Origin of the sequence: Lentzea aerocolonigenes (assembly GCF_000955955.1) — a bacterium.
Taxonomy (GTDB): Bacteria; Actinomycetota; Actinomycetes; order Mycobacteriales; family Pseudonocardiaceae; genus Lentzea; species Lentzea aerocolonigenes_A.
Genome location: NZ_JYJG01000509.1, coordinates 1 through 12543, shown reverse-complemented (window position 1 = coordinate 12543; position 12543 = coordinate 1). Strand labels below are relative to the sequence as shown.

Here is a 12543-nt window from a genome sequence, read left to right as displayed (position 1 = left end):
GAATTAATGACTCAGGACACTAGTGGCGAACAGGCGGGCGCACCCCGCAGCGGACGATCTGGCTGAAGGCAGGCGAGATCGCCGCGTCCCGGGCCCGGCCTGTCGGCACGAACCCGGGACGTGTACACCTTGGCGCGGCGTACAAACGGCTTGTTCAGCCGACGATCACTGTAAGCCGGCCGCACCGGCCCAGGTTCCGTCCTGCCCGAACGCGCACGAAATGGTGGACGACCGGCCGAAGCGATGTGCGCGTCGTTCCGCGAGACGGGGATGTGCTCCGGGTCCGGCGGATCAGGTCGTTTCACCCGTCGGGACGGGACGTCTCGGAAAGCGGCTCCAGCGCCATAGCATCGCTCTCGCCAGCACCGATGAGCAGCCACCAGAGCACCGATGACGTGCACGAGTGGCGGCACGGTCGCCACCGCGGCCCAGGCCCCGGCGCGCCTGGGCCTGGCTCCACTTCCCTTACACAGCCGGACGAACAGTTCGCCGCGAACGATCTCGAACGCGCCGCCCTGACCGAACACGCGTACAAGCCCTCGCCCGCGTTGCACACCCGACGCTCTTCCTCGTCGCTCCGGCGAGGACCTGCGCTCAGCGGATCATCTCGAAGGATTGGGAGACATCGTGAGACGCATTCCAGAAGAGAGCGTGCGAGCACAGGCGAGCACCTCGGTTCCCCTCGTGGTTCTGGACGGCCGGGTCCTGGATCTCTCGGGCTTCCTGGAACACCACCCCGGCGGGACGTCGGTCCTCCTCGCGAACCTCGGCCGGGACGTCTCCGCGGACTTCCACCACGTCACCGCTCACGCCCGCGCCGCGGTGACCCGCAAGCTGGACCGGCAGGCGGTCGCCGAGGTCGCCCCGCTGACGATCCCACCTGCCGCGAAGGACTTCGCCAGGTTCGTCGACCACGTGCGTCTACTGCTGAACTCGTTCGACGTGCAGGCGGACCCGGCGCGGGACCCGATCCCCGACCTCTTCTACGTCGGGCAGCTCTACAGCCACTTCGTCGGCGACCACCTCGTCTCACTCCTGGACACGCTGGCGGAGACGGTGGGCGTGCCGGTGGAACCGGCGGCGTCGCAACGGCTGCGGCGGGTCTTCGAGGCCGTGCCCGGCCGGGTGGAGGCAGTGGTCGTCGCAGCGGACGCACCCGCCGCGACCGAGCTGTCCAGGCAGATGCAGCAGCGCTGCCGGGTGCTCCTGGACGACCTGCTGCGCATCGGCTCCGAGGCGCTCGGCGAACTGCGCGGCGCGAACGTCCACCAGATCACCTCCTGTCATGCGACCAAGATGATGTGCCTGGCGAACGAATGGATCAGTGAGGAATATGACCTCGTCAACGCTGAGTAGCGCCGATGCACGCACGAAGAACGCGCTCACGGACCACGTCCTGGCGTGTTCCGATCCCGAGGTGCTGCACCTCGACGGAGATCTGACGTTCTCCAGCGGGTTCATGCCGCGCACGGCAGCAGACCGGCCGCTGACCGGAGCTCACGAGGCGTGGGAACAGCTCGCGGGCCAGCTTCCCGCGCTCACCACCTCTCCTCACGCGCAGCGGATCATCGCCGACCTCCCGATGATCCCGGCGGGAGTGGACGACCTGCCCGACTCCCAGCTCAAACGAGCCGCGACGGTGCTCGGGGCGATCGCCCAGTCGTACTGGCGGTTCGGGATCGGTCCGATGTACCTCGCACGCGGCGAGCAGATCTCCCCGGACCTCCCCGCCGTGGTCGAACGCCCGTGGCGGCAGGTGAACCACCGGCTCGGCCGCGCCGAGGTCACCCTCAGCACGGAGGACTGCTTCTTCAACAACTTCACCTTCATCGACGCCGACCGCATCGCCGCCGACGGTACCTACCGCATCGAGGACGCCAGGATCGAGCTGATCCGCCCGAAGGTGCCGGCTTTCGGCAACGCGGCCGAGCGGGTGTTCATCTCGGCGTTCGTGGAGGTCAACTCGGTGATCGCACCGGTGGTGCCGCTGGCCTGCCGGCTCGCGGAAGTGCTCGCTGAAGGCGGTCCTGATGCGCACGACGAGATCAGCACCCTGTTGTCCGGCATCGCGGACTGTGCGCGCGGCGCCATGAAGGCCTTCCGCCGCGTCAGTCCGCGCAAGGGTTCCGCGACCCACTGCGACCCGGTCGAACTGGCCAAGACCTTCGCCATGTGGGACGTGCCCGCTCCCGGCTATCCGACCGGCCCGAGCGGTTCCGCGACGCCGGTCCTGCACTTCTTCGACGCGCTGATCGGCCGCTCCCGCTACGACACCGAGCTGGGCAGGTTCGCGCACCACCTGCGGGACAACCAGCTTCCCGCGAAGCACCGGGTCTTCTTCGACCTGGTGCGCGAGCTCGACGTGCGCGGCTACGTGACGGGCCTGGCGGATTCGGCGCCCGCGCGGTACCGGGAGGTCTCCGCGGCGTTCAACGAGGTCGTGTCGTCGTTCGCCGGTGACGACGGCTTCCTCGGCGTGCACAAGGGCAAGGTCATCGACTACCTGGGGGTGGGCACCGTCGTCGGCCGCAACCAGTCCACCGCGCACGACCAGATCTTCATCGCGGACGCCACCTGGACCGGCATGGCGGACAAGCTCCAGCAGGCGAGGGACGAGCGCACCATCCGGGCGTTGGACGAGAACCAGACCTGATCGCGCCCGCTCGGCACCGAGATCCGCGGTGCGCGGGATCGAGTTCCCAGAGCAGACGGGAAACCGTTGCAGATCAGGGAAATCCGCTCGCCGGTGGACCACAAGGGAGGACCGTGCTTCCCCTTGGCACCTGTTTCCACACCGGAGCGGGACGGGCTCCTAACCTCGAAGTCGCACCCGCTCACGGGTGCTCAGCGAGGAGGTGGCCGATGGTGCTGACCAAGCCCGATCCGGCACAGGCCGGCGCACGGTGGTACCGCGAACGCATGCTCTGGAACGCGGCGGCCGCCGGCAGGTCGATCGTGTTGTCACTCGGCGGAGGAATGGTCGCGTTCGAGACCACCACTCCTCTTCTCCGTCTGGCGTGGAAACTCCTCGAGGACAGCGGGCTCGAGATGCCTCCCACGGTGGTGGACCGGCGCAGGGGAACCGCGGTGGTGCTCGCGGAGCCCGACGGCGCCGTGCTCGGTCAGTGCCAGATGCCCGGCGGCGTTCGCTACCTCATGGCGCCCAGCACGATCGAGCTGCCGCTGGTGCACGTCGCCGCGGCCGCCCAGGACAGGAGCTGGGTGAGTTCTCCGAAGGCCAACGACCGCTGTCTCCCCTCCGCGAGCTCGGTGCTGGCGGCCTTCCTCGCGGTGGTTCCGCCACACCTGCGCGCGGACAAACCCGCCGCCGCCGCACGGCCGCGGATGCTCATCGGCTGAGCCTGCCGGAGGCAGAAATGTCTGCCTGTTCGGTTCCCGTACCCCCTGGGCACCGCGATCTCCAGTTGAATGCGATGTCACCGCAGTGCGGCAAAAACCATGGAGTTCTCGCATGTCTTACGGTTTGGGCGTCGACATCGGTACGACCTACACAGCCGCCGCGGTGTCGGACACCTCGGGCACCCGTGCCATTCCGCTCGGCCGCGACCTCGTCGTGTCCTCCGTCGTGTTCGCCACCGAGGGCGGCGAGCTGATCACCGGTGACGCCGCCGACGGGGAGTCGAGGAAGCAGCCGCTGCGCGCCTCCCACTCCCACAAGCGACGGCTGGCGGACCCGACACCGTTGAAGATCTGCGACGTGGTGCGCTCCCCCGCGCTCCTGATGGCCGCGCAGCTGCGCGACGCGGTCTCGCTGGCGACCGCGCTCCGGGGACGGCCACCGGAGTCGGTCGTGCTGACCTGTCCCGCCGTGTGGGGCCCGTACCGCCGCGAGCACTTCTCCGAGGTGTCGCGGTTGGCAGGCGTGCCAGACGCCGTCGTCGTCACCGAACCCGAAGCCGCGGCCATGCACCACTCGGTGGAACGCCGGCTCGGCGAGGGCGAGATCGTCGGTGTCTACGACCTCGGCGGCGGCACCTTCGACGCCACCGTGCTGCAGGCGCGGCGGCACGGCATGGAGATCCTCGGCACCCCGGAGGGAGTCGAGAGGCTGGGCGGCATCGACTTCGACGAGTCGCTCCTGGCACTGGTGGACCAGCGGGTGGACGGCGAGATCACCCGGCTCGACCCGGCCGACGCCGGGCAGGCACGCGTCCTGCTGGCGGTGCGGGAAGCGTGCCGCGGTGCGAAAGAAGAGCTGTCCGCCACCGCGGAGGCCGTTCTGCGCCTGCATCTTCCGGACGGCACCCGCGAGGTGACCGTGACCCGCGCGGAGTTCGAGCGGGCCGTCGCACCGCAGCTCGCGCTGACGACGGACGCGTTCCGCCGCACGATCGCGTCGGCCGGGCTGAGTGCGGACGACCTCGCGAGCGTGCTGCTCGTCGGCGGGTCGTCCCAGATCCCCCTGGTGGCCGACATGCTGTCCGAAGCCGTCGGCAAACCGCTCCGCGTCGGGCTGCACCCCAAGCTCGCCGTCGCCCTGGGGGCCGCGGCGCTGGCGCGCACCGCACTCCCGCGCTCCCCCGCCGCGCCTCCCGCTCCCCCGGCGGCCCGCCCACCCGTGGTGCTTCCCCACCCGGTGGCCGGTCGTCCGGCAGGGCCGCCGGCTCCAGCGGGCGTGCCGGGCCCCGTGAACACGCCGGTTCACCTGGGCCCGCCGAACCCCGCGGGCCCGCCACCGCTCGCGGGCCAGTCGTTGCCCGCAGGCCAGTCGTTGCCCGCAGGCCCGTCGTTGCCTGCGGCTCCGCGTGCCGCCACAGTCCAGGAGCTTCCGGTGCGACGGCGCACCTTCGCGGCGTCCCCGCCCTCCAAAGCCGCCCGCGGGCGGAGGACTCCGGTGATCGCGGCAGCAGCCGTGGCGGTGTTGTGCACCGGCGCGATCACCGCGGCGGTGCTGACCTCGGGAGGCGACACCACCGAGTCGCCGGTTCCCGCCGCGGCGAACGCCACCAGCGGTTCCCCTGCCCCCTCCGGTACCCCGTTCCTGCACGACGGCCGGGACGTGGCGCCGTTCCACAGCATGATCGGCTCTGAGGCGAACTGGGCGGGCACCGCGCTGACGGCCGACGGCAAGGCGTCCCAGCCGGCGGTCGAGGTCCGCCCCGCCGACGTCAACGGCTCGAAGGACGGGCGGCAGGTGACGTGGACGGGCAAGGGCGCGGCGCAGTTCTACGTCCAGAACCCCCAGGGGCGCCTGGACGCGAGGTCCTACCTGGAGTCGGGCACCCTGACGTTCGACGTGGTCGTCATCAAGGCGCCCACCGCCGACGTGTCGCTCGCCGCGCACTGCGGCTACCCGTGCGCGGCGCAACTCAACGCCACCAGGTCGTTGCGGCGGCTGCCCGTCGGCCAGAAGGCGACGATGCGGATCCCGTTGAGCTGCTTCGCGGGCAAGGGCCTGAACGCGGCTGCCGTCGACGTGCCGTTCCTCGTGCACACCACCGGCACGTTCGAGGCGAAGTTCGCCGAGGTGCGGTGGGACCGTTCGGGGGCAACGGGTTCAGCGCCCGTCACCTCGTGCGCCGACCTGTCCTGAGCGGTCGCTCCCGAAAACGATCGGCTCCGCCTGACGTGACCAGCGGTTCCAGCCGGAACCGCTGGTCACATCGGCACGTCAGCCCACTGAGGCCAGTCCCTCCTCCGCGGCGACCCGCGGCATCCCGCTCCTCATGAGCAGTTCGAGATCGGCGGCGGTGAGGGTGCGGGAGGCCGCCGTGGTGGCGAGCCGCTGTGCGAGCCGGTGCACGTCCCTGGCCGTCCGGCCCCGGCTGTGCGGCAGGAGGTCGCGCAGTGCGGCCGTCACCTCCGCGGGCACCTCGTGCCCGCGGCGGGTCAGGTGCCGCACGACCATCGCCGCCAGCTGGTCCACGTCGTAGTCCTCGAAGGCCCACCTCTCGGCGAAGCACCCGCTCAGCTCGGAGGAGAACTCCAGCAGCCGTGCCAGCGCGAAATCCTCGCCGCTGAGCAGGACGACGGGCCCGGCCGGGTTGCGCCGGATCACCTCGACCAGGGCCTCCAGCACCTCGATGCGGCGTTCCGCGGAGTCTGCGGCCCACTCGTCGTCGACGTCGAGCAGCAGGACGCCGCCCCGTGCGTCGTCGAAGGCCGTGGCCATGAGGCTCACCGCCTGTCCCGGCCAGCGCGGGCACAGGTCCGTGCCGAGCGACAACCGGGTCACGTGACCGGAGTCGATCAACCGCAGCTCCGCCAGTGCCTGCGCGTAGTGCATGGCCACCGCGCGCCGTCCCATGCCCTTGCTGCCCGACAGGGCCACGTTCGCATGCCGGCCGACGCCCTTGTTGCGGGCCTTGAGTCCGCACAACTGCACGAGGGTGCGCCCGAGCGCCTCGCGCACGCCGTTGAGGCCGGACATCGCGACGACGCGCTGCCAGCCGAGCGTCGCCTCCACGGCGGCGACCGGGTTCGTGGCCGCGTCCGGCCCGGCGCCCCTGGGTGCCACCTCACCGAGTGCGGCGACCTCGGCGGCGAGGTCCTCTCCGGTGAGCCTGTTCAGCTCGGTGTCCTTGTCCGGTGGGGCCAGTGCCAGCCGGGACGCCTGGTTGTTCACCATCGACTCGAACAGCTTGCGGGCCACGCGTCCGTTGCCGAACGTGTCGTTCTTGGGCACGCGCTCGAAGTAGGCGGTGAGCGCGGCGACCGCGTCGTCGGTCAGCTCGTAGTAGTGCTTGCGGCACAGGTTGGTGGTGATCGTGACGAGCTCGTCGACGCTGTAGTTGGGGAACTCGATGGTGCGGGAGAAGCGGGACGCCAGACCGGGGTTCGAGGCGAGGAACTGTTCCATCAGCTCGGAGTAGCCCGCCACGATCACCACGATCTCGTCGCGGTGGTCCTCCATCATCTTCATCAGCGTGTCGATGGCCTCCTGACCGAAGTCCGGGCCGCTGCCGCCCGACCCGCTGGACAGCGTGTAGGCCTCGTCGATGAAGAGGACGCCGCCCATCGCCTTCGTGACGACCTCGGCCGTCTTGATGGCCGTCGCACCGATGTACTGGGCCACCAGGTCAGCCCTGGCGACCTCGATCATGTGCCCCTTGGCGAGGATGCCGAGCTCCGCGAGGACGGAGCCGTAGAGCCGCGCGACCGTCGTCTTGCCCGTGCCAGGGGGACCCGCGAAGACCAGGTGGCGGCTCATGGGCGGCATCGGCAGCCCCATCTGCTGGCGCCGCTGGGACATCTTGATGAGGTTGATCAGACCGAGCACCTCGTGCTTCACGCCGTCCAGGCCGATCAGCGAGTCGAGCTCGGCGACCGGGCCGTCCAGGTCGGCGCCCATCGCACCGCCGAGCGCGGACGACGCCGGGGGCTCGGAACCGGAGGGGTGCTCCGGCGCGGCGGGCCCCGGTGCCGGGCCCGCGGACTGCGCGGGACGCTGGGAGGCGTGCTCACCGGTGACGATTCCCGTGACGGACAGCCGTTCGTGCTCGACCGCGCGGCGCACCGGGCTGCCACCGCTGCCGGTGACGGTGGAGTCCGCGACGGTCACCGCCTCCTCGGTGTCCAGCAGGACGCCGTCGCCGGCGCTGTCGGTGATCTCGCACCCGCGCACCTCGCCCCGCGCACCGCTGAGCAGGTGCACGCCGTGCCGGCGGGCGGACCGCACGCGGCACCGAATTGCTTGCAGGACACCACCCGCACCGGCGCTGAGGCCGTCTCCCGCCGCCGCGACCACCTCACTGTCCTTCATGGACAAAGAGGCCTCGTTCGCGTGGGCACCACCACCGCGGATCAGGGTGGAGGCGAACTCCCCCCGTGCTCCGCTCAGCACGGTGACCAGGTGCTCCGCCGTGCCGGTCACGCGCACGTCCGTCACCTCGGCCTGCGCGGCCTCCACCAGCGAGATGCCCGGCGCGTCGCCGACGTCGATCACGGCATCGGCGAGCAGGAGCCGGGACTGGCCCTTCACCAGGACCGCGGGGCCGGTCTCGGCGGTGACGCGGAAGCCCTTGAGCTCGACCGTCGCCCCGGAGTCGACGAGCACCGCTCCCCGGTCGCTGCCCTCGACGGTGAGCTTGCCGAACACGGCCCTGGACGCGGTGTCGACGACGACGCCGACGGGGCTGTCGCCGACGTGGCAGTCGTCGAACCGGGGTGAGGCCCCACCGGTGACGTAGACGGCGTTGCGGCCGGCCGAGGTGAAGTGGCAGCCCCGCAGCCGTGGCGAGGCACCACCCGCGATGTGCGCGGACTGCACGCCGGCGCCCGTGAACACGGAGTCGGTGACGGTGACGTCGCCGGTGCTGCGCACGTAGAGGTCGAGGCTCGCGCTCTGGCTGATCCTGACCCTCCGGACATCCGCGTTCGCCTCCTGCTCCACGACGAGCGCGGGCTTGTCGGACTCGATGATCTCGCAGTCCTCGACGACCAGCCGCGCGCGGCCGTTGGCGCAGATGCCGTTGCCACCGGCCTTGCGCACGGTGACCCTGCGCAGGGCGAGGTTGCCCTGCTCGGTGACCACGACACCGGACGAGGCGTTGCCGACCACCTCGGAGTCCTCGACCGTGCTCGGCACGCTCGACGTGACGACGATGCCCGCGCCCCCGGTGCTGGTGATGACGCACCCGCGCAGGACGAGGCTCCCTTGCCCCTGCACGAGCACCGCCCACGACGCGGCCGACACCCGGCAGTCGTCCAGGGCGATCTCGCCGGCCCGGATGTCGACGCCCGGCACGCCGGTGTCGGCACACCTGATCACCAGGCCGGAGAACTGGGCCGCCGCGGCGGCCACGACCGCGACGCTGCCCGTCTGGCTGACGAGCTCCACCGTGCCGGGTCCGTCCTCGGCGGTGATGGTGACCATCCGCTCGATGACGAGGTTCTCCTCGTACCGGCCGGGCAGGACGCTGATGGTGGCGCCGTCGCGGGCTTCCCGCAGCGCGGCACCGATCGTCGGGTAGGCGCCTGGCCGGTCGGTGGCGACCACCAGAAGTTGCCGGTTCATCAGCTCTCCTCGTGGGTCGAGGTCCTGGTGAGCCCCGGCCGCTGGACGAAGCGCGCCAGCGACGACTCGGGGACCCGTGCCTCCTGCTTGTCCGACTCCCAGGTCTGGACGCAGCGCCGCAACGAGTTGAGCGCCAGCTCGTCGAGCGCCTCGCGGTTGCGGTCGACCTTGCCCGTCGGGTCGATCTCGCCGGCGGCGAGCTCGCGCAGCAGCAACCGGCCGCGCGCACCCTCCGCGGGAGGGCTCAGCTCCAGCACCTTGAAGCTCGTCCCCGGCACGAAGAGCACGCGGTCGGCGACGGGATCGGTCTCCGGTTCCAGGAGTTTCGTCCGCCGGGCCGTCATCGACCAGACGAGCACGTCGACGTCGTTCTGCTCGGACTGGCGCGCACAGGGCGCGCTCAACGCGTTGATGAAGCCCCACTCCGTGAGGAGCTTGCGACTGCCGTAGAAGGCGATCTCCTGCTCGGTCAGGGAGGTGGAGAACACCGCGGGCCCCCGGTGCGACGGCAGCCTGCTCAGCCCGGACACGACGCAGCGCGCGAACGGCACGTGCGGACCGACCCCGCCCGCCCGCAGGGACTGGTCGAGACCGTCACCGCTGGCCGACAGGTACAGCCGGATCGCGACGGCGTCGGTCAGCACCGCGCCGGACGACCGCTCCAGCGCGCCCTGGAACCCGGGGTGTTCTGACAGCACGCGGTTCACGGAGTTGGCGACGGCCGCGTACTCCTGGCTGAGCGTGCGGCGCAGCCAGCCTCGTTCCTCCTCCAGCCCGCGCTGCGGTACCAGCGCCGCCGCGGCGGCCGCCGGGGTCGGTTGCACGGCCGTCACCACCGGGCGTGCCGTGGCCTGCGGTGCGGCGGGTTGCGCCGGTGCGGCCGCGGGTGACGGGCCGTCGGCGGGAGGCGGTGCGGGAGCCCGTTCCCCGGCCTCGGCCGCAGGAGGCGGTGCGGTGACCGCGGCGTCGGCCGGACGCCCCGCCGGCGGGGCGGCGGAGGGCTCAGCGACGGTCGGATCGGGGGCGGAGGGCGGGAGCAGCGATGGCGGGGAGAGCGGCGGCGCGCTCGCGGGAGGTGCGGAGACGGGGGCGAAGTCCAGCACCGGCCCGGGATGCGCCGACGGCGTCTCGAGGCCAGGCGGAACCGCCCCGGAGATCAGCGGGGAGACCTGCGCCGGAACCGGGGGTTGCGCCGTCAGCGGGGGTTGCGCCGTCAGCGGATCCGCGACCAGTTGCCCGTTCTCGAGCCGGACCGTCGCCGTTTCGAGCGACGGCTCCACGGCGAACGGCGCATCGGTCGGCGCCGTGGCGAACTCGCGCGCGGAGTGCGGTGAGACGAGGGGCTCGGCTGCGACCAGCGGCGGAACCGCAGTGACCGGGGTCAGCGGCGGAACCGCGGTGACCGGGGTCAGCGGTGCAGCGGCGGCGAGCTCGGCCGCCGGCTGCTGTTCCACGACGCCCCACGCCTTGCCGCCGACCTGGTTCCGCCGGCGCGCGACGGTCAGCGCGGGTACCAGTTCGCTCACCCGCCGTGTCTGCGAGTCGAGCCTGCCCATGAGGTCCTCGGCCGCGCGCCGCACCTCCGGTGCCACCGTGTCGACGCCTTCCTCGAACAGCACCAGGTGCCGCTCGCCGTCCGGTTCGGCCGTCCTGACCGCCGGACCGTGCGCCATCTCCTGCTCCAGCCGCACCCAGAGCCCTGCCGGGACGACCTCCAGCAGAACGTCCTGGGTGTACCGGTAGACGGCCGGTTCGACCTCCTCGATGCCGAACAGCGGATCCCGGTAGCTCAGCAGGGCCGGCAGCGGTGCGGGCTGTCCCTGCTGGGCGGGGAAGTAGGCCACCTCCAGCGCGAACGGCTGCCAGCCCGGCGTGCCGTCGGACCGCAGGGTCACGATGTGGGGATCGGTGCGGGACCCGACCGGCAGACCGTTGTAGCAGGTGATCTGCTCACCCAGCGCGTCGGCGACGTGCTGGCCGTACGGACCGCCGTCGGGCAGCGTCATCGGGCCGAACCGGACCAGTCGCAGCTTGGACCGCAGCTCCTGGGGCAGCCAGCTCCAGAAGCGGGTGATGTCGTAGAGCGTGATCGGAGGGGCGCCGGGACAGCCCAGCACGATCGTGCAGACGTCGGGCTGGCACGGCAGCGTCTCGATCAACCGCCGGCGGTGCTGCATCAGCAGGCTCTCCGAACCGCGCGGACGCAGCCACACCCCGCCCGGCAACGGTTCGCTCACCCCGCCCGCGCTGGTCGGCATCACCTCGGCGAGCGGGGACACGGTCTCCCAGGTGGGCCTGGGAAAGCGTTTGCCGTCTCGCTTCGGGGGCTTTCCCGGCTGGAACCGCACCCATCCGGTTCCCCATCCCGCGTCGACGAAGAGCGAACCGCCGACGCCCGGCATCACCGTGCCGTCGGGTGCGATCACGGTGCGGCCGAGCCGCTCGGAGAACCACTGGCCCGCGAGCACCGTCGTCTCCCTGGTGCGGCCACCGATGACCAGCCGCACGCCACGTCGCTTGCGCGGCAGCAGCTTCGCCGCCGACTCCCACGTCGAGAACGAGCTCGACACGGGCAGGTCGACCACGACGAGCTCGTGGTCGGGGTCGGCAGCGAGGTTCAGGGCCATGTCGCGGACCTCGTCGCGCAGGACACCGCGCGGGTGCACCACGAGGGCGTTGCCGATCGTGTGACTGGTCATGTCCCGGTCACCACCGCGGTGATCCGGCCTCCTGGTCAGCAGGGTCACTCAGCCACGTCCTTTCACACTCACGCCCACGGCGCCCCGGCTGAGGGCCGGACCGTTGGGGATCTGCGCCAGCACCCCGGCGGCGACCGGTACCGGTGCGACGCCGCCGAACCCGAGTGCGCTGATGCTGTCGTCGTCGGCCAGCCGGTACTTCAGGCCGCGGTCCGTGATGAGGTAGCGGTCGGGCTTGGCACCGGGCCCCTTCGGTGCGGGCACCGACGCGGCGAGCACACCCGTCCCCGGCTTCGCGCGCACTCCGATTCGTTCGTTCATGCCGAACCCGGCGTCCGCGCGGTCGACCGTGACCGCCTGACTCGCGACGTCCACGCCGACCGGTTGCTGGCGCAGGCAGAACGCGCGCTCGCCTGCCGGAACCGGCTTCGCGGCCAGCAGGTCGGGAACGCGCTTCACGAGCGAGTCGTCATCCGAGTGAGGGGCGCTCGCCAGCACCTCGGACCCGATCTCGACGGCGGCGCCACCGTTCTTGGCCTGGAGCAGCACGGCCTCCGTGCGCGACACCGGCGCCAGGCCCTCCTCGCGCAGGACCGAGAAGTTCTCGGCTCCGTTGCCGGCCACGTGCCGGAACACCGTGCCGACCGGGCGCGGAGTACCCCCGACGCTCACGTTCTGCTTGCCCTGCTGGGGAATCACCGCCGGTCCCACCTCGGGGCCGTCCGGCAGCGAGGAGAGCCACGCGGGCGCCGCGACGGGAGGTTTGCCTCCGCCGAGTCCGAGCGCCAGGGGCACCAGGGGGTCGGTGAGCCGCAGCTTCTGGTTGGCCCACACCACGTACTGCTGTCCTTCTGGGGACGCCACCCA

At 71.6% G+C, this 12543-nt stretch carries 7 protein-coding genes; 4 read left to right on the top strand and 3 right to left on the bottom strand.

Features of this window, described 5'->3' with window-relative positions:
• Positions 1 to 627: 627 nt before the first annotated feature.
• From UK23_RS45195 to UK23_RS45180, 4 genes are all read left to right on the top strand, one after another.
• A complete protein-coding gene (locus tag UK23_RS45195) occupies positions 628 to 1356 on the top strand; it encodes a cytochrome b5-like heme/steroid binding domain-containing protein (RefSeq protein WP_196778169.1) in 729 nt (242 codons plus the stop codon).
• On the top strand, positions 1334 to 2653 hold the full coding sequence (locus tag UK23_RS45190; protein ID WP_045318013.1) for a hypothetical protein: 1320 nt from the start codon (positions 1334 to 1336) through the stop codon (positions 2651 to 2653). The genes UK23_RS45195 and UK23_RS45190 overlap by 23 nt, the downstream gene beginning before the upstream one ends.
• A 209-nt stretch (positions 2654 to 2862) precedes the next feature.
• On the top strand, positions 2863 to 3360 hold the full coding sequence (locus tag UK23_RS45185; protein ID WP_045318012.1) for a hypothetical protein: 498 nt from the start codon (positions 2863 to 2865) through the stop codon (positions 3358 to 3360).
• 112 nt (positions 3361 to 3472) lie between these two features.
• Entirely contained in the window at positions 3473 to 5554 is a 2082-nt protein-coding gene (locus UK23_RS45180) for an Hsp70 family protein (protein ID WP_045318011.1), read from the top strand.
• 78 nt (positions 5555 to 5632) lie between these two features.
• Here UK23_RS45180 and UK23_RS45175 read toward each other — a convergent pair whose 3' ends face one another.
• The 3 genes from UK23_RS45175 to UK23_RS45165 form a co-directional block, all read right to left on the bottom strand.
• Positions 5633 to 8977 carry a right-handed parallel beta-helix repeat-containing protein gene (locus UK23_RS45175; protein WP_045318010.1) on the bottom strand — a complete coding sequence of 1115 codons (3345 nt, stop codon included), beginning with the start codon at positions 8975 to 8977 and terminating at the stop codon, positions 5633 to 5635.
• Positions 8977 to 11676, bottom strand: coding sequence for a hypothetical protein (locus UK23_RS45170; RefSeq protein ID WP_156213858.1), 2700 nt, complete (start codon positions 11674 to 11676; stop codon positions 8977 to 8979). The genes UK23_RS45175 and UK23_RS45170 overlap by 1 nt, the downstream gene beginning before the upstream one ends.
• Positions 11677 to 11724: 48 nt before the next feature.
• Positions 11725 to 12543, bottom strand: an 819-nt coding sequence (locus UK23_RS45165; RefSeq protein WP_045318009.1) for a type VII secretion protein EccB, incomplete at its 5' end; no start/stop codon positions are given.

Excerpts from the sequence above, each read along its gene's own strand:
- UK23_RS45190 (WP_045318013.1), top strand. The coding sequence starts at position 1,334 with ATGACCTCGTCAACGCTGAGTAGCGCCGATGCACGCACGAAGAACGCG.
- UK23_RS45185 (WP_045318012.1), top strand. The coding sequence starts at position 2,863 with ATGGTGCTGACCAAGCCCGATCCGGCACAGGCCGGCGCACGGTGGTAC.
- UK23_RS45180 (WP_045318011.1), top strand. The coding sequence starts at position 3,473 with ATGTCTTACGGTTTGGGCGTCGACATCGGTACGACCTACACAGCCGCC.
- UK23_RS45175 (WP_045318010.1), bottom strand. The coding sequence starts at position 8,977 with ATGAACCGGCAACTTCTGGTGGTCGCCACCGACCGGCCAGGCGCCTAC.
- UK23_RS45170 (WP_156213858.1), bottom strand. The coding sequence starts at position 11,676 with ATGACCAGTCACACGATCGGCAACGCCCTCGTGGTGCACCCGCGCGGT.